Source organism: Caballeronia sp. LZ001, from assembly GCF_031450875.1.
GTDB lineage: Bacteria > Pseudomonadota > Gammaproteobacteria > Burkholderiales > Burkholderiaceae > Caballeronia.
This window is the reverse complement of record NZ_JARTVX010000004.1, coordinates 5,184,765-5,201,640: the sequence shown is the minus strand read 5'-3', so window position 1 is coordinate 5,201,640 and position 16,876 is coordinate 5,184,765. Positions and strand designations below refer to the sequence as shown.

Genomic DNA, 16,876 nt, shown 5'->3' with positions numbered 1-16,876 from the left:
TCACTTGCCCCGCTTGAGGAGCGCAAGCAGATCCACGCTCTTGACCCGCTCGATAAGCTGCAACGTCACGGTGATAACCAACGAAGCCGCGAAGAAAGCGGCGACACCGCTTGATCGCACCGGCGTCGAATCGATGATCTCCGGGGCAGTCATATAACCCATGATGAGCGAGATGATCATGTAGGCCGCGCGCTGGACGATACCGATATCTTTCGATGTCACGACAACGAGCGCTGCGCCCGCGAATGCTCCGATCAGCGCATTGCCGTCGATTCCCGGTGCAAGGCTCGCAAGTCCAATCACAGCGGACAGCGCCATCGCAGTGGTAGTGTTGGGCTCGGCCATGGGCCAGTTCCTCAATCAATCGAACAATTGCAATAAAGGCGTCGTGCTAGCGACTTCACCGAGTTCGGGCATGCTCACGAGCGTGCCAAGAGGAAGCATCAGACCCAGATCGGCAAGACCCGGGTTCGCTTCGAGCACCGCCTCGACCGTGCCGTTGGTGCGACCATAAAATCGCCAACACAACAAATCGACCGTATCGCCCTGCTGCGAGCGCACCTTCATCAAATCGCCTCGACCGTTAATCTGCGCCGCCCGACGATATCGCCCAAGGCCCAATAGGCATCCCGGCGCGCCTCGTCCGGCGACAACGCCACGGCATCGACGCGGCGCGTTCCGCTCTGTGATGTGTCGTAGCCCCGATATCGCTCCAACACCAACGCATGCGCCCAGCCGTACACGGCGCGCCGATAGCGGCGCACCTGGACGCTTTCGCCTGCGACCTGGCGAGGATGGGTCGCCGCCAGATCGGCCGCCCCGCTTGCCTCACATTTGACGCGCCACGCATGCAAGACGTCGGCCGCATGGGCGATGCCTTCGACTACCGCATCGAAAAGCCGCGCGTCCGTCACCGTGCCGTCCAGGCGCAAGACGACCCGCACGTCTCGTAGATCGATGTCCGGGTACCAACCGTCGCCCTTGAGGATCGGCTCGACGCGCGGCGGGTTCGGATCATGGGCCGCGTGCGCTGAAATCGGAGCGACCGATACGAAATCGTTCATCGCCGCCTCGTCGTGCAAGGGTGACGGTAGGGTGGGCGGTGGACGCGCGTCGTTCGGCCAAGTGCAATACCTGCCGCTCGGCGCGCGTGCCGCCCTGTCGCGAGGGACGCGTTACTCATCCGATTCGCTCCCCGCCGAATCGGATAATGGCGCTCGAGCCGCGAGCGCCGCCTCGATGCGAGCGATGTCGCGTTTCACGCCAATCCGGTTGTTCAGTTCGAACGCGACGCTCAACGCATCGAGTGCAGCCACCGGGTTGCTCGCCTCGATCGCCAGCCCGTATGCCTTGTTGAGCTTCGCCTTGATCTGGTCGACCATATCGAACGGCGCAACCAGCGCAATCACTTCGGCGAGCATGTCCGCGTCGACGCCCTGCGCGTCGGCGAATCCTTCGGCCACCGTCGCCGCAAGCGTGCGCTCGAACGTGGCGGGCATCTGCAACCCATGACGGATTGCATAGGCGGCAACGTCGAGTGCGCCGCGCCAGTCGCCGGCGTCGATCATCCAGACCATCACCGTCACCAGTACATCGTCTTGGCCGCCTTCGTCGCTCGACAGCGCTTGAGCGATGTATGGGGCGTAGTCCGGCAAGACTTCGCGCTTGATCTCGATCTTGCGTGCCATCGAGCGCGTATCCTTCAGGCGCATCTGATCGGCCGCGAGTTTCGCGCGCATCAGGTCTTGCGCGCGGGCCTGTTGCCGACCTGCGCTGACCGATACGTTCGACGTGCGCAGCGCCGCGATCTGCTTCAGATGACGGGAAATCGGCGTGTCTCGTTCCATGGCGCGCTTAATCCGCCTGATTCTGAGCGGGCTTGGTCTCGCTGCTCGCAAACTTCACGTTGTCGATCAGACAGCCCGCGCTGTAGTCCTCGACCACGTACGCTTCGTTGCTCGATTCGAAGAACTCGTAGCGGTCGCGCTTCGGATTGTCGATGATCGAGCGGCGTCGGCCGCCAATCTGCCAGTAAATCGACAGATTTTTCTGCGGCGTGATGAACAGCTTGCCGCTCGGCATGAACGGCGCACGCACGGCCTTAATGCCGCCCATGCGCTGCTGGCTCACAATCAGGTTGGCCGCGATCTGGTCAACCGGACGATTGTCCGCGTTGAGCGTGACGAAGTAGCGGTCGAGCATCGTTTCGCGGCCACACAACACCACCAGATCGGGGTTACTCGCATGCCACGGCGCGACCAGCGAATTCACCGCTTCGAAGACGAGCGCGTCGGGCGTGTGATAGTGCGCGTCCTTTCCGCCCACCACAATTTGGTCTTTCATGACCTGATGGGGCGCGTACAGACGGTATTTCTCAAGCCAGCCCACATTCACGTCCTCGCACACCGGATTTTTCGACCGGTCCGACGTGGCCGCACGCGACTTGCCGTTAAAGCCGATGCGAATGCGATCCAGCGCTTGCTGACGAATCAGCATGTCGCGCAGCTTCGCCTGAAAGCCGTTGAGGTGCGCCCACGCATCGAGCAGGTCGTAACGCATCTGCGTATCGAAATTCGTCTGCGTCGCAAAATATCCGTTCGGATCGAAGTCGTGCGGATCGATCGGCTCGCGCTCTTTCTGAGTGGTGTCCGTCGTGCTCGCGATCGTCGCGCCGATCAGCAGGCCCAACTTCTCGCCTTTCTGCGCGGTGACGCCGATCATGTTGATGCCCTTCAGAAAGTCATCCGACTCCTGAATGCGTTTTTCGATCGTTTGCTGGACGGACGGCGTAACGGCAAACTTCTTTGCCGCGTCAGCGACGCCGCTCAATCGTGCGACCTGCTGCGAATAAGCTTCGATCGCGGCGCGTGCAATCGGTGTCATATCGTTTCCTTGTGTGCGATGCGTGGGTTCTTCGGTAAGCGGCTGCCGCGATCAGCAGTCGGTCAATTCGCCAGTGCCGCCGGTGCCGCCACCACCGGTGACGGGCGGGCGCGGCGCACTGAACTGCACCGATTCCATCTTCTTCACGAAATCGGAGAACTGTTGTTCGAATCGGTCGAGGCGTTCCGTTACGGCTTTGTCTGCCGCTTCGCCCTGCGCCTCACGCTGAGCCTGATGGAACGCTTGGGCGAGTTGCTCGGCCGTGAACGTCTGCGGTGCGCCCTTCCCCGAGCCCGCTGCTGGCGAGTTGGCTGGAGAGTTGGATGGCGACACTGCGTCGCCCACCTGAGCGCCGCCGCTCGATTGCGCGCTGAAACCGAGCTTGGCGAGCACGTTGCCGAAGAACGTCACCGGATCAGGCGCACCGCTCGCACCGCTCGCATTACCCGCTTGGTCGGCCTCGCCGAAGTCCGTGTCGATCTCGACACTCGCCGAGAACACGTTTTCGGGACGCTGTTTCTTCGACCGAAAGTGATCGGGATGCTGCTGAGCGAACGTCAACACGTCGGTGCCGAAGCTGGCCGGACTGTCGGTCACGCCCAGACCCACCAGATATGCCTTGCCAGAGCCGCCAAAGTTCGTATCGATTTCGACGCTCGAATAGATTTTCTGACGGCTCTTCGCCATCGCTTTTAGATCGTCCGTCGGATCGATCTGCGCGAACAACGCCAACTTGCCGTCCTCTACCGCTTCGGCCTTCAACGCGCGCACATCGCCGAATGCACGGAATGGGCTATCGGGCGCCATGCCACGAATGTGCTCGCAGAACACGCGTGCGCCGATCTTCGTTTTCGGGTCGTACGTGCTCGCCATGTCTTCAATCTGCTGACGCGTGATTTCGCGCCCGTCCGTCGTCGCGCCTTGCGTCGCCACGCGCTTCCAATTCAACGGCATCGTGTTTCCTCCCTGATCCAGTCCGGTGTCGTTGCATGGTGCGTGAGCCGCGAGCGCACTTCAATGCGCCGCGTGGCGCGTGAGCCTCAGCACAAATTCAAGGGCTCACGCCTGCGCTCCCGCGCGCGATACGCTCGACACATGACCACCGCAAACCCGTTTTCCGCGTTCCCCGACCGATCACAAGTTGTCGAACTAGCCGTTCGCCGCGCCGCACGCGACCTGTTCTGGTCGGGCTGGACGATCACGGCCATTGCCGAACACATCGGGCACAAGCGCTCGACTGTCGAGACATGGAAGCAACGGGGGAAGTGGGATCAAGCGACGCCCGTCGACAAGATCAGCGACGCGCTTGACCAGCGCATGCGCGTGCTCATCACCAAGGAGAACAAGGACCCCAAAGACTTCAAGGAAATCGATCTGCTCGGCCGCGAGATCGAGCGAATGTGCAAGATTCAGGCACGCAGCGCACGCGCTTCTGCCCAGGTTGGACATGAAGAAACCGCCGCCCCGCGATCACCGACACGCAGGTCCAAACGCAACGCGATGAGCGACGAGCAGCGCCAAAAGCTCATCGATGCCGTGAAGGATTGGCTAATCGGCCATCAACGCATCTGGTACATGAACCGCGCGATGCGTCGCCGCAACATCCTGAAGTCGCGGCAGATCGGTGCGACATTTTATTTCGCGATGGAAGCGCTCGAGCGCGCGCTTGAGACGGGCTATAACCAGATTTTTCTGTCGGCCAGCCGCGCGCAGGCTCACGTGTTCAAAAGCTACATCCAGAAGTTCGCCTGGAAAGCGGCCGAAGTGGAATTGACGGGCGATCCGATCATTCTGCCCAACAGCGCGGAACTGATTTTTCTTGGTACGAGCTCGCGCACCGCACAGAGCTATAACGGCGATCTGTACTTCGACGAGTATTTTTGGGTCGGCAATTTCGCGACGCTTAACAAGGTGGCGCAAGGCATGGCAACGCACAAGCACTTGCGCATGACGCACTTCTCGACGCCATCGACGACGACACACGAGGCGTATTCATTCTGGACGGGCGCGCACTATAACAAGGGGCGCGCAGCCGATCAACGCGTTGAAATCGATGTCTCGCATACGTCGCTTGCACGTGGTCTGACATGTCCAGATGGCCAATGGAGGCAGATCGTTACGGTGGAGGACGCCGTCGCCGCAGGCTTTGACAAAATCGATATCGACGAGCAACGCAACAGCAATAGCCCAGCTGACTTCGCCAACCTGTATATGTGTGAATTCGTCGACGACACGGCCTCAGTGTTCCCGTTCGACGCAATGAAACGCTGCATGGTCGATAGCTGGGAAGCGTGGACCGATGTGAAGCCGCTTGAGGCGCGTCCGTTTGGCGTGCGACCCGTCTGGATCGGCTATGACCCCGCACTGTCGAGCGAAGGGGACGCCGCCGGATGCGTGGTGATCGCACCACCCACCCAACCGGGCGGCAAGTTCCGCGTGCTCGAACGTCACCGCTGGCGCGGCGAGGACTTCGAGACACAGGCGCAATACGTGCGCGAGATCACCCGGCGCTATAACGTCACCAAGATCACGGTCGACGCAACCGGCGTCGGTTACGGGCTATATCGTCTGGTTCAGCAGTTCTTCCCGCGCACCTACGCATTGCAATATTCGCCCGAACTCAAGACGCGACTGATTTTGAAGGCGCAGTCGGTCATCACAAACGCACGACTCGAATTCGACGCCAGCTACACGGACCTGGTGCAGTCATTCATGTCGATTCGCCGATCGATGACCCCAAGCGGCAGCAAACTCACCTACACCGCCGCACGCAGCCAGGAGATCGGCCATGCAGATTTGGCCTGGGCCTGCATGCATGCGCTCGACAACGAACCGCTTGAAGGCGCGACCCGCGCTCGCAGCACTGTGGAGTTCTATTAATGCTCGTCACCTCGATCAGCAGCGCCAGCGAAATTGCAGCGCGCGACACACTCAGCTCAATTACCACATTCGAGTTTGGCGACGCCGCCACCGCGCTTGAAGCGCCCGACATCTTCGACTATCGCGAACTGTGGACGATCAACGGCTTTTTCGAGCCGCCCATTTGTCGAACTGGACTGGCGAAATCGCTTCGCGCGGGCACCCATCACGCCTCCGCCCTGTACTTCAAGCGCAACGTACTCGCCTCGACGTTCATCCCGCATAAGAGGTTTTCGCGCGAATCGTTCAGCCGCTTGGCGCTGGATTATCTGACCTTTGGCGATGCCTACCTCGAACGCGAAACCAATTTGTTAGGCAAGGCACTCAACTACCGGCCGACCGTCGCGAAATACACGCGCCGGATGACGGATCTGGAGCACGTTGCGCTGATCGACGGATACCAGGTCGCCCATACCTTCGAGCGTGGTTCAGTGTTTCAGCTCGCCGAGCCCGATGTGAACCAGGAGGTGTACGGGCTGCCTGAGTACATCGCGTCACTTCAAGCGGCGTGGCTCAACGAGTCCGCGACGCTGTTCCGCCGTCGCTACTACGCCAATGGTTCACATGCCGGTTTCATCCTGTACCTGAATGATCCATCGGTCGATCCAGAGGATGTGGACGCAATTCGTCAGCAGTTGCGCGAGACGAAGAACCTTGGCAACTTCCGAAATTTGTTCGTGCATTCGGCCAGTCGCGACGGCAACGGGAACAAGGGCTCACTCGAGTTAATTCCGATATCGGAAGTGGCCGCCAAGGATGAATTCTTTAACATCAAAAATATCACGCGCGACGACAGTCTCGCCGCCCACCGCGTACCACCGCAACTGATCGGTATCGTGCCGAGCAACACCGGCGGATTCGGTGCGGCCGACACTGCTGCACGCGTGTTTGGCTACAACGAAATCCGACCGTTACAGCAAAAATTCTTGGCGATCAACGAATGGGCCGACGAGGAGATTGTGCGGTTCGAGGACTACGCTGTGCCACCCGCTGCATCACCTAGTCACGTCTAGGAGCAAAGACATGAGCAGTTTGAAAACGCAATTCGAATACGCCGAACCGGTCGCCATCGGCATGAACACGGCGGGACTGAACGAGTCCGCGACGCTGTTCCGCCGTCGCTACCACGCCAATGGTTCACATGCCGGTTTCATCCTGTACCTGGATGATCCATCGGTCGATCCAGAGGATGTGGACGCAATCTGTCAGCCGTTGCGCGAGAGCAAGAAGCTTGGCAACTTCCGTCATTTGTCCGTGCATTCGGCCAGTCGCGACAGCAACGGGAACAAGGGCTCGTTGGAGCTGATTCCGATATCGGAAGTGGCTCCGCGGATGACTTTCAGAGGCGGTTTAAAAAAGAAGTGAAGGACTCTGCTAACTTTACAGACATCCTGCCTCCATGACGACGAGACCAAGGGATAGACAAGCCAATCATTGACGACAGATTATGCGCCAACTCGAACCGTTACTGCTCCAGCCGAAAGCTCATCGCGAGAAGTACTCTGGTCGCAAGCCGGTACCCGGTCATGCAACGTGAACGACATTGTGTTTGTGTTGCGCACAGGGCTGAGTTGGCGCGATCCCCCGGAATGAGCCGCGGCTCTGCCGTGACTTGTTGGCGCCGCCGACGCGACTGGCAGGAAGCGGTGTTTAGGATCGACTGCGCGAAGTGCTGCTCGCCACGTTACGCGCAGCAGGCCAAATCGACTTGTCACGCAATTATCGATTCGTCTTTCGTGCGAGCTTGCGGGCCCCAAGACGGCTTGCGCTGCCGGATGCGTTTGACCTGCTCGCGCCTACTCACGCGGGAATGGCACAATTTGATCATACGAAAAATCAAGTTTCAACGTACCGTCGTTACCGTACTTGTCATATAAATATACCTTCCGAATACCTAAGTAGTTTTCCCATCCAAATTGTGTAAGACGCGATATTGGAATTGTTAATCTGCACACGTAGACGTCGAAACCATTCTTTTCGAGGGGGTAGGGGTCAACAACGCTTCGTTGGTCATTTTGATCAATTTCAACTTTATACAGTGACCCGATCAGAAAGATGGTAGATGCCAATAGAATCTCGCCCGACCGAAAACCACAGGATTGGCGGGGGCTGATGAACCAACTAACGACATCAAGTCGGTCTCCCCAATTATGCGCCGCGTACGCATTTACTCCTGCGCCCGTGGACATACCAGCAGATGCGTCGGTAGCTGCCACTCGCTGTTTTGAATCAGGGACCTCGTTAACGAAAATCTCAATATTCGGCGAAAGCAATAGCTCAATGCGTATTCGATTGAACGCAGTCTTACAGTGGAATTTTTTCGTCCAGCTATGTGCAGTCTGCATTTCATAACACGGTACATCATCCGCCATGGGCCTAAATTCATTGAAGGAATACATTTTCCAAATATAGGGATTAGAGTAGTCAATGATTTTTGCAGTGACCAACGCGCATTTAAAACCGTCGGCGAGTGACTCATCACGAGTCGATAGACGACTTCCGTCAGCAAGACTAACTTGCGCCGCAACCTGGACGCATCCCTCGATCAACGTTGTCAAATATAATCTCAAGTTCGCATTTGAACTCAAATCATGAACGTCGACAGCTGAAATTTCGTTATCTACTTTTTGAAGCAAAGGATACTCAGAGCAGGAACAGGAGCAAACCCATCCAGTGCTGCGATGTTGTCCCAATCTTTCCCCAGTTTCAGCATCGATAAGTTCTATCCAGCGAAAAAGCTCGTCAGGACTTATGTCAAGATATCGACCTTCAGCGTCGTACGATTCGAACACAATATCAATGGCGGCCTGGTGTTTTCCATTTGCAAAAACAAACGGACTCCCGCGGCCTGGCGTTCGAACTTGAAACTTCGCTACTTTTTTGACGCACTTCCACGTTCCTGGTTTCATAGAAATCCCTTCGTTGATTTCGAGCGCAGACCGATGCACTGAAGTGCGCTGATGTTCCGCGCGCATTCAAAACACACCTTTATGGTGCAGGCGCCCCCCCTGTATTTGCCCTTGCGAATGCTGACGGACGCGAAGGGGCAAAAAGCACGATTCAGGAGTGCGCGCCTGCATATGCGATCCGATTCCGAGTCTAGCGACATCTCGCTGAAATTTTCTTGACAAGGGAAGAACTCTTTCTCCATGGCGCTTTAATTTGTCCTTAAGGTTGAAACGTGCCTTACTAAGGACAAGTGTTAGCGGCACCGAGCAAGCGCCACAAGAAGGCGGCGCAAGGTTGGGTACTCTTGACATCAAAAATTGCGTGCGACGATAGCCTCGCCGCCGATTTCAGCGAAATGACGAGCGACGAGTCACCCGCCACTTGTCGCACTGACACCGGTCGAGCTTGGTTTTCCGAGCCTGCGTCTGGACCCGCACACCGCGCGTCAAAGTGCGTCTGGAAATATCCTCCAATAGTCGCCGAAACCCGCGTCGCGCCGGCTTGCGCCTGTCCAACCTTTTGCGTCTGGAAACGCCATTTTGTTTTGGAGGGCAGGCGCGGAGGGGACTGCGATTTTCGAGGTCGCAGCGCGCACGACGCGCCTAAAGGCGGCACCGTAAAAAGGTGCCTCACGACGCGCGTCTGACCTGCAACGGGCTTCGCGCGGCCTGCGACATCCTCGCGAGCATCGTGACGCCGAGCCCTCTACAGGGCTGCAATCAACCCACGCCGACGATCGATGCACACAGCTTTTGATAGCACTTTTTGATTGCATGCGCTTTCACTTTCTGCTATCATGAACACATGAAAGCCAAACATGCCCGTACCCTCGCCGCGATCTTCACCAAACCAACCCTCAGCGGGATCGTGTTTTCGGATATCGAGGCGCTTGTAAAATCGTTGGACGGCGACGTGATCGAGCGCGAAGGTTCGCGCGTGAAGATTCTGTTAAACGGGCAGGAATGGCGATGCCACCGACCGCACCCCGGCAAGGAAGCACGTCGGTATCAGATTGAGGAAGCGCGGGAGTTCTTTGAACGAGCAGGAGTCAAGCCATGAACACCATGCATTACAGCGGATATATCGCTCGCGTCGAGTTTGACGAGCGGGATAATATTTTTGTCGGGCGCGTGCTCGGCGTGAATTCGATCATCAGTTTTCACGGCGAGTCCGTGATCGAATTGCGCACGGCCTTTATTGAGGCGATTGATGATTATCTGGCGGATTGCAGAGAGCGCAATGTCTCGCCGGAGAAACCGGCATCGGGCCGGTTAATGCTGCGCATCAATCCGAATGTGCATGCGGCGGTCAGCATTGCGGCGTCGGCCGCTGGCGAGAGCATCAACCAATGGTCGGAAGAGGTTTTGGGGCGTGCAGCACGCGAAGCACTCGACCATGCCGCGCACGCCTGATGACCGGAAGAGTCGCCATTTAACTACGCTCGGTCTGTCGTCGGTGCACGATCCGCGCGACGACATTTATTTCGGTCGCGCCGACCTTCAAGGCGACACCGTGATTAGCTTTTATGGCAAGACTGCTTCCGAGCTCCTTACCGCCTTTGTTAAGGAGATCGATGATTATCTGGCACGACACAACGAGCGTAGAAACGACACAGCACACTTCAATTCGCGCGGCTGATTCCGCTTATTGAATAGGGCAGCACGGGCCCACGCACCTTAACGCTTTCGCACCCGCTATAGACTCACGCTGACTCGTATTACGAGGCGAGCACGTAGAGACGCCCGCGCCTTCGCATATGCCTTGACCGACTCGAAAGTTTTCTCGTTTTACGCGCTCGTTCTACACGATCGCGTCGAACGAGCGCGAAGTCTCTTACGATGCATCCCTCGACGCGTCACGCGCGGCATCTAGCGCGGCGCGAAGGTCCGCTCCCTTCCCGATACAAACATCATCGTGCACACGGATAATCTCAATGTGTTTCGGGAGTTGAGTGCCTCTTCCGGCGAATCGGATACGCACATCCCCGCATTGCGTGCCAAGCCAGTCCAATCGGGCGGCATCGGCTATCGATTCCACCGCCGACTCGATGGGATTTGACCGCTCGACCATACGAGGCATCACCTTTGACTTTCCAGCCTCGCTCGCCCTCTTCACGCCCTTCTCAAGCGCGGCCACAGCTCCAGTGCCATGCTGGCGCATTGTCTTGATGGCCGTCGTCGCCGACACCTTGCCGCTCGTCACCATGTCGCGTATCGGTTTAGGCGCTCCAACGAGCGATAGCACGTTCAATACTTTCGCCAGAGGGAAACCTGTACGGCGCGAGATTTCCTTCTCAGAAAGGCCGCGACCGATCAGCGTCTTGCAGACCAATCCCTCCCCGTACGGCGTCAATCGCTTGCCGCTGTTATTCGTGATCAGGCCGACAATCCGATCTTCGTCCGTCGTGCCCCTGGCTTCGTTCACAACCGGCACAGCCTCGATGTTCGCGCCCTCTTCGTTGGCCAACTGCAACGCCGCGAATCGAGAATGACCGTCCGACAAATACAGAAATCCATCCGCTGCGGCCAGGACGGTCAACGGCTTGTGTCGATAGAAGCCGTTCGCCTTGATTGAGTCCGCCAGTTCGCGGACGTGCTGCGCGTACTCTGGATCCGACGAGCGGGCATCGTTGAAGCCTGGCCGCAGTCGGATCGCATCGAGCGACACCATGTAGATGTCAACGGAGCCTTGTCGATACGGTGCCACTACCTGTTTGACGTTGCCAGCGACGAGCTCAAGCACGCCCTGCTCTGTAGACTGGATACTCACGGCTATTCTCCTTTTACATGTTGGCGCGTTACGCGCCTCCTGACAAAACCGTCTCTTCGCCCAGCTCGACATCGGCGAATAGGGGCAGCGACTGCCGTCGCCCGAGCTTGGGAATTGGGACGACGGGCGGAATCAAATCAATACGTGTGCGGCACGCGTGACCACACCGCACGTTGTCGCACTGAAAATCGATCAACCACGCTGTGTCAGAAAGCTTCTCCATAGCGCGTGCAATCGAGCGCGAACCACAGTGCGGGCACGCAATCGAAAATCTCACAGCACCCCCCGTACGCGTTTGGTTGTGCGCGAATTGACTGGCCCACGCAGCCCAGGAGCAACCCCGGCGTGAATCTCCAGCACGACATGTGGATTCGGAGCCTGCGCGGGCGACAGCGAGAACAGGATTTCGAAACTGGCCGGAGCACGGTATCCGCACGCCTCACAACAGAAGTACAGGCGACGCAATAGGACACCGAGTTGCTCGCTGTGCCGCACTTCCAATTCTTCGCTACACGATGGGCACTCCATGACCATCGTGCGCGGCTGATCGACGCATTCGCTCATGACGCCTCCCATCGCTTCTCGCGCGTGCAAATCGAGGGACGGCCTCTCGCTTCCGCAAGCGCGTAGTCCGCAAGCAAATCCCCTATGTCATCGGAACTCACGTGAATTTCCTCGACCGCACGTGCAACCGGCCGTGCGTGCAGATCAGAACGCGCATGCCGATCCGGGACATCGGCCGTGCGCCACGAATTCGTCGTCGCCGCACCCCTTCCCGCAGGCTCGCCGTTATCGGCGCGATCGTAGTCAGCGATCCAGTCGTCAAAGTCGCTCGAATCAGGCGTTTGGCTCTGCGTACAGTTATTGACACGAGTCCAAGGGCACGCTTCGCGCGCCAACCCCAATCCCAACTCCCAACTCATGCGGCTCGAATTACGAGTGAGGTCGATCTCGGCATCGCTCGGCACACGCGGCACGATCGTCCATGTATGTCGGTTTGTGCGCACCACCATGCTCACGAACTTCTCACGCAAAACGATCCCGTCTTGCTCATACCGAATGCCGCGAGCCTCCAGGCCCTTAACGCAATCGCCCACTGGCTCCCCGTATTGGCCGAGGCGCTCATCGTATTCACGATAGATCTGCACCGGGCGATCGTTGCGAGGACAGAACATGCCGCCGTTGGACTTCACGTACTTCGCCCAGGATGCGGACTCGACCTCACCATCGCTGTACTGGAATTTATTCACGGCCGCGTACATTTCATCGAGCACGCAAGGCGCGCCATCAGGCACCTTGTCGATTCGGCGCGCCTCGCGCCACACGGTCACGGGCGGACCACCGATCGGCTGGAACTGACGGATGCCCCACGTCGATGCCCACGCATCAACCCGCATCGCCGTCTCAAGACCAGCGTTGCCAAACATGTCGTCTTGCACGCCGTACCCGTCGATATTCTTCGCGACGTATTTCGCGATGTAGCCCGCCGCTGTTCCTCGCTTCCAATCGATCGGCCTGAAATCGACGCGGTGATGTTTCGCGCCTCGCTCATCAGGCGAATCCTCCAGCGCGTAACGTCGTATCCATGCGCACAAGCGCGGCAACAGCGCCGCACGCTCGTCTCGTACGAACACGTCTTTTACGCGCCCGCGCTGACCGGGTGCGCGCACGCCTTTGCGGCGACGGAACAAGGCGGGATCGAAGAAGACAAGAAAATGCCAATGCGGGGTGCCGTCATGATTAGGCTCGGCGATACGAAAGCCGTACCACTTCACGCCGTGATTGCCGAGGAACGCGCGCAGACGCGCGAACATGCTTGAAAGATAGGACTGCGCTTCGTTCGGTAGCGTGCCGTCATAGCGCGGGTTCTCGCGAACGTTCCTCACGTACCACCGCCCGTTCGATCGAACGGATCGTTTGCCCTTGGTGAACTTGTGCATGCGTGATGGACACGTCACCGTAAGGAACAAGCCGATGTGCCCGAGCTCGCGTGCGATTGCCTCGCACCCGTTGATGCGAGTCATCAGTTCGCCGCGCTTGATCGCAGGGTTCGAGACGGAGCGTTCTTTTAAATCAGCCAACGAAAAACACGCGCCTTCTTCATTCGTTGCCAGTGTCCGTTCAAGCAATCTTTGGGTCCGCTTGCGCTGCTGCACGCGCCTTTTGAGGGATTCATCGCTCACGTACGAACCCATCTTTGCGTTGATAAACCCAAGTTGCATCGCCGCGGCTTCGAAGAATTTACGATGCATGACGCGAATCGCCTTTCGCCACCACTTTGCGCAAGTCATACGCAAAATGGCGGGCTGATCCATCACGCCAGCGATGGCGCCATTGCGGGTGATGCGCATCGGCATCGGCGGTTCGCAATTGAACTGCCGCACGACGCGTTCGAGCGCCGCACGCCGTGCCTTCTTACCGGTGTAAGCGGGGGCAAGTCCAAGACATTCCGCCGCCTTCCGCGCAGCCGCTTCGCGGATCGTTGCGTCGTCAGCGTTTAGCGGGAGCTTTAATGCGTTCAGCCGGGACGTGATATCGAACAGGAACAGATTCGCGGTGCGGCGTGCGTCGATATTGCGCGCGGCGTGACGCTCGCGCCATTGTTGGTCGATCTGGTCGCGCCAGCGAGCCGGAAAGCCTTGAAGTCGCTGCGACGCCCATTGCTCATCCGTCGGTATACGTCTATAGCTCATGCGATTGCGGAAGAATTAATGAATATTAAATCGATCTCTCCTGTCTTTTCATCCATTCATAGCCTGGTTAAAGAAATATGGAATTTCAAGCTTCGAAAGGATTTATCCGACCGAGTGATTGCGCTCAATGAGCTAATCTTTTCCGCGCAATCGAACCTGTTCGTTCAGCAGGAGACGATAACGATGTTTCGCGCTAAAGCCGACGACGTTGTAGAAGAAATTGGTCGCCTTGCAAAATAAGAAGAGGAGAAGAAGAATTACGATATGTACGAGCCGATACCCGGCTCCTCTGTGTGGCACTACCGCGCGGATGATGGTGCGGATCAGACGATGGCCCAGCGGCCCAAGCCCTCGGACGATCTTTGTCCCCGCTGCTTCGACAAGAACGAGCGATTGGTACTTCAGGGTTTTGAATATCAGGGTCATCGCCTTTCTCCAAGAAATGCTTCTCGTATGGGTTAGTCGCGAATGTCGACAAACCGCCCAAATCAACAATCGACTTCTTCTAACATAGCGCGGCACGGCCGATGAAATGCGCCTCGCCATCGTTGCCTTGACTTGAGCGCCGCTATGTCCGCTGCGGCGCTTGAACTGACCATGACGGCTGCACGCCATCTTCATCTTCCGGATGCATGCCGCACCATGCGAGCACGCCGACTATTACGATCAGCCAGATCGCCCACAGTGGCATCGGCTTCTTTTCCGGTTTTAGATTCATAGATTTGAGTTTCTAATTTGCAACATAACGGCCGCGCTTTGACAGGTCGCGCAGCAATGGACGCAGTTCTCGCATTGCTGCGGCTTCGGCTTGATCGGATTCCACCGTACGCGGCGGGCTCGATAGCTTCGGAACCGTAGCAAGCACGCCTGCACCAATGCCGAGAACCGCTAGGTCCTCGATCAGCAGTTCGCGCGTCGAACACACCTCATCATCGCGGCGCTGATCCATGTCAGCCCCGCGACGTGCCAACCGCGAACAGGGGCATGTCGGCTGCATCGTCACCGACACACACTGACGTGCTCGGCTCGATGCCGGTTGCCGCGCAAGCCGCAGGTGAAACCCAAACCACTTCTTCGCGCGCTACGGTGCCGACCTGCCCGCTTGCACGTGCGCTACGGGTGAAGCGCGCCCACCCACCCAAGGCGCGGTCGTACATTCCCGACGCATAGCCGCTGACGACGGCCATACCACGCAGATTTGCGAGCATCGCCAGCAGATCGGCATGTTCGAGCGCCGACATTTCGCAGCGATAGTCGCGGCCAAGCCCACGCGACACGCTGATGCGCACTTCGGGTAGGTATGGCGGATCGACGTAGAAGAGGACACTCGGCGCGTCGTATTTCGCGATCAGCTCGACAGCGGGCATATGCTCGATCAAGGTTCCGCGCAAACGTGCGCCAATGGCCGCGAGGCGCCCGGGGTATCGAAGCCATTGCCCCGCCCCATCCGACCAGACGTCCGCAGCAAAGCCCGTCGGAGCTTGCAGCGGTCGAGTCGATCCACTGCTACCGAAACCCATCTGCGCCCGCACGCACAACCGCCGCGCACGCTCAACCGGTTCATTCGTCTCAAGCCATGCATCGTTAAATTCGGCACGCGCGTAAGGTGTCGCCTCCAATGCCGCGATCAGACGTGCGCGCATGGCATCGTCGCGGACCACGCGAAACAGATTCACAATCTCGCCGTCGAGATCGTTGTAAATCTCGACTTGGCTTCGCGGCTTCTGCAGTAGAACGGCGGCCGAGCCACCGAACGGCTCGACATAAGTTTCATGCGGCGGCAGGTGCGAGAGCACCCATGGCGCGACGCGAAACTTGCTACCAAAATAGCTGATCAGTGGCGCTGTAACGCTCACGCGGCCTCCGCGTTGATCATTCGAAGTGCTTCCCGCGCAGCGCGCAACGCGTCATCGCGCGACATGCAGCAAGCCGGGGCGGCCCCGCTTTGCTCGTACCAGTGGAATTCTGACCGGCGTACCGTGAAGTAGCCGCCGCGCGTGCGATGTTCGTAGAACGGGCCGGTTTCGGTAATGTCGCGCTCGATCTGGCGAGGCGCAGCGGCTCGAACGTCAGCATCTGTCATACGGACCTCGCGATGGACGATGCACGCTTCGCCGATGACGTACCCTGGCTATCGCTCGCGCGCTTGTAGGTGTCGATCGACGAATGCTCGCGACAGAGCCGCAGCACGCCCGATTCGATATCCGTCTCGATTTCGGGGCGTTCAACGTCAGCACACGCCAAAAGTACTCCCTCCTGACCGTGGTATAAATCCACCTCCCTGACCGGCCCCGTTTCGGTTTCTTGCAGTTGCGCGCGCACACGCGTAACCGTGATGACCTTCGCATCAACCAACGTGGTGTAGATAGACATGAAAACCTCTGAATTCATCGAACTCAATGCAGTCAAACCGCATCAGTTGCTTGACGAGAACCTCGACGCTCGGCCAGCTCCCGATGTGATCGAATCGTTTGTCGCGATCGTTGAGCACATCGATTACACGTATCCAGTCGGCCAAGATGTGAAACAGAACCTCGAAACCGCGCTGTCTGACTTCTACGGTGCCTATGCTCAACGTCTTTCGCCCGACACAATCACGACCCTGCGCAAGAAAATTCGTACCGGCGTTGCGCACATCGCGACGCTTTCGACGCGCTTGTAAC

The 16,876-nt window shown here is 58.3% G+C and carries 24 protein-coding genes; 7 read left to right on the top strand and 17 right to left on the bottom strand.

What is annotated here, in order from left to right:
• From P9292_RS35455 to P9292_RS35430, 6 genes are all read right to left on the bottom strand, one after another.
• On the bottom strand, window positions 1-345 hold the full coding sequence (locus P9292_RS35455) for a putative holin (RefSeq protein WP_309851682.1): 345 nt from the start codon (window positions 343-345) through the stop codon (window positions 1-3).
• 15 nt (window positions 346-360) lie between these two features.
• Complete coding sequence (locus tag P9292_RS35450) at window positions 361-567, bottom strand: tail protein X (protein ID WP_309960405.1); 207 nt, start codon at window positions 565-567, stop codon at window positions 361-363.
• Window positions 567-1,064 (bottom strand): head completion/stabilization protein, encoded by a 498-nt coding sequence (locus P9292_RS35445; RefSeq protein ID WP_309960404.1) that lies wholly within the window; start codon window positions 1,062-1,064, stop codon window positions 567-569. Before P9292_RS35445 ends, P9292_RS35450 begins: the two co-directional genes overlap by 1 nt.
• A 111-nt stretch (window positions 1,065-1,175) precedes the next feature.
• Complete coding sequence (gpM, locus tag P9292_RS35440) at window positions 1,176-1,847, bottom strand: phage terminase small subunit (RefSeq protein WP_309958544.1); 672 nt, start codon at window positions 1,845-1,847, stop codon at window positions 1,176-1,178.
• A gap of 7 nt (window positions 1,848-1,854) precedes the next feature.
• Window positions 1,855-2,883 (bottom strand): phage major capsid protein, P2 family, encoded by a 1,029-nt coding sequence (locus tag P9292_RS35435; RefSeq protein ID WP_309851517.1) that lies wholly within the window; start codon window positions 2,881-2,883, stop codon window positions 1,855-1,857.
• Between the two features lie 51 nt (window positions 2,884-2,934).
• Window positions 2,935-3,837 (bottom strand): GPO family capsid scaffolding protein, encoded by a 903-nt coding sequence (locus tag P9292_RS35430; RefSeq protein WP_309960401.1) that lies wholly within the window; start codon window positions 3,835-3,837, stop codon window positions 2,935-2,937.
• Window positions 3,838-3,978: 141 nt separating this feature from the next.
• Between P9292_RS35430 and P9292_RS35425 the strand changes: the two genes are divergently transcribed.
• From P9292_RS35425 to P9292_RS35415, 3 genes are read left to right on the top strand one after another with little or no spacing between them, the layout of a single operon-like run.
• Window positions 3,979-5,763, top strand: coding sequence for a terminase large subunit domain-containing protein (locus tag P9292_RS35425; protein ID WP_309963761.1), 1,785 nt, complete (start codon window positions 3,979-3,981; stop codon window positions 5,761-5,763).
• Entirely contained in the window at window positions 5,763-6,815 is a 1,053-nt protein-coding gene (locus tag P9292_RS35420; protein WP_309963758.1) for a phage portal protein, read from the top strand. Before P9292_RS35425 ends, P9292_RS35420 begins: the two co-directional genes overlap by 1 nt.
• 10 nt (window positions 6,816-6,825) lie before the next feature.
• Window positions 6,826-7,167, top strand: coding sequence for a hypothetical protein (locus P9292_RS35415; RefSeq protein WP_309842913.1), 342 nt, complete (start codon window positions 6,826-6,828; stop codon window positions 7,165-7,167).
• Window positions 7,168-7,598: 431 nt separating this feature from the next.
• On the opposite strand, the gene P9292_RS35410 is transcribed toward P9292_RS35415, so the two are convergent.
• On the bottom strand, window positions 7,599-8,777 hold the full coding sequence (locus P9292_RS35410) for a hypothetical protein (RefSeq protein ID WP_309842910.1): 1,179 nt from the start codon (window positions 8,775-8,777) through the stop codon (window positions 7,599-7,601).
• Between the two features lie 778 nt (window positions 8,778-9,555).
• Here P9292_RS35410 and P9292_RS35405 point away from each other — a divergent pair.
• The 3 genes from P9292_RS35405 to P9292_RS35395 are packed head-to-tail and all read left to right on the top strand — an operon-like array spanning window position 9,556 to window position 10,389.
• The gene (locus P9292_RS35405; RefSeq protein ID WP_309842907.1) at window positions 9,556-9,810 is read left to right on the top strand and encodes a type II toxin-antitoxin system HicA family toxin; all 255 of its coding nucleotides are present in this window, start codon (window positions 9,556-9,558) and stop codon (window positions 9,808-9,810) included.
• A complete protein-coding gene (locus P9292_RS35400) occupies window positions 9,807-10,163 on the top strand; it encodes a type II toxin-antitoxin system HicB family antitoxin (protein ID WP_309842904.1) in 357 nt (118 codons plus the stop codon). The genes P9292_RS35405 and P9292_RS35400 overlap by 4 nt, the downstream gene beginning before the upstream one ends.
• Window positions 10,147-10,389, top strand: coding sequence for a hypothetical protein (locus P9292_RS35395; protein ID WP_309842901.1), 243 nt, complete (start codon window positions 10,147-10,149; stop codon window positions 10,387-10,389). The genes P9292_RS35400 and P9292_RS35395 overlap by 17 nt, the downstream gene beginning before the upstream one ends.
• Before the next feature lie 195 nt (window positions 10,390-10,584).
• Here the strand turns inward: P9292_RS35395 and P9292_RS35390 are convergent, their stop codons facing one another.
• The 10 genes from P9292_RS35390 to P9292_RS35350 form a co-directional block, all read right to left on the bottom strand.
• Window positions 10,585-11,520, bottom strand: a complete 936-nt coding sequence (locus tag P9292_RS35390) for a ParB/RepB/Spo0J family partition protein (protein WP_309963756.1) — start codon at window positions 11,518-11,520, stop codon at window positions 10,585-10,587.
• 28 nt (window positions 11,521-11,548) lie between these two features.
• On the bottom strand, window positions 11,549-11,743 hold the full coding sequence (locus P9292_RS35385) for a hypothetical protein (protein WP_404989142.1): 195 nt from the start codon (window positions 11,741-11,743) through the stop codon (window positions 11,549-11,551).
• A 50-nt stretch (window positions 11,744-11,793) separates the two neighbouring features.
• Window positions 11,794-12,048, bottom strand: coding sequence for an ogr/Delta-like zinc finger family protein (locus P9292_RS43350; protein ID WP_404989360.1), 255 nt, complete (start codon window positions 12,046-12,048; stop codon window positions 11,794-11,796).
• 32 nt (window positions 12,049-12,080) lie between these two features.
• The gene (locus tag P9292_RS35380) at window positions 12,081-14,213 is read right to left on the bottom strand and encodes a replication endonuclease (protein ID WP_309963754.1); all 2,133 of its coding nucleotides are present in this window, start codon (window positions 14,211-14,213) and stop codon (window positions 12,081-12,083) included.
• A gap of 132 nt (window positions 14,214-14,345) precedes the next feature.
• Window positions 14,346-14,639 carry a hypothetical protein gene (locus P9292_RS35375; protein ID WP_309842892.1) on the bottom strand — a complete coding sequence of 98 codons (294 nt, stop codon included), beginning with the start codon at window positions 14,637-14,639 and terminating at the stop codon, window positions 14,346-14,348.
• Between the two features lie 142 nt (window positions 14,640-14,781).
• Entirely contained in the window at window positions 14,782-14,931 is a 150-nt protein-coding gene (locus tag P9292_RS35370; RefSeq protein ID WP_309963752.1) for a hypothetical protein, read from the bottom strand.
• Window positions 14,932-14,943: 12 nt separating this feature from the next.
• On the bottom strand, window positions 14,944-15,162 hold the full coding sequence (locus tag P9292_RS35365; protein WP_309842889.1) for a hypothetical protein: 219 nt from the start codon (window positions 15,160-15,162) through the stop codon (window positions 14,944-14,946).
• Window position 15,163: 1 nt separating this feature from the next.
• Window positions 15,164-16,069 (bottom strand): DNA adenine methylase, encoded by a 906-nt coding sequence (locus P9292_RS35360; RefSeq protein WP_309847176.1) that lies wholly within the window; start codon window positions 16,067-16,069, stop codon window positions 15,164-15,166.
• Complete coding sequence (locus P9292_RS35355; protein WP_309847174.1) at window positions 16,066-16,296, bottom strand: hypothetical protein; 231 nt, start codon at window positions 16,294-16,296, stop codon at window positions 16,066-16,068. Before P9292_RS35355 ends, P9292_RS35360 begins: the two co-directional genes overlap by 4 nt.
• The gene (locus P9292_RS35350) at window positions 16,293-16,586 is read right to left on the bottom strand and encodes a hypothetical protein (RefSeq protein ID WP_309963749.1); all 294 of its coding nucleotides are present in this window, start codon (window positions 16,584-16,586) and stop codon (window positions 16,293-16,295) included. Before P9292_RS35350 ends, P9292_RS35355 begins: the two co-directional genes overlap by 4 nt.
• Between P9292_RS35350 and P9292_RS35345 the strand changes: the two genes are divergently transcribed.
• Window positions 16,585-16,875: a hypothetical protein gene (locus tag P9292_RS35345; protein ID WP_309842879.1), complete on the top strand. Its 291-nt coding sequence runs from the start codon at window positions 16,585-16,587 to the stop codon at window positions 16,873-16,875. The genes P9292_RS35350 and P9292_RS35345 overlap by 2 nt on opposite strands.
• Window position 16,876: the final 1 nt, after the last annotated feature.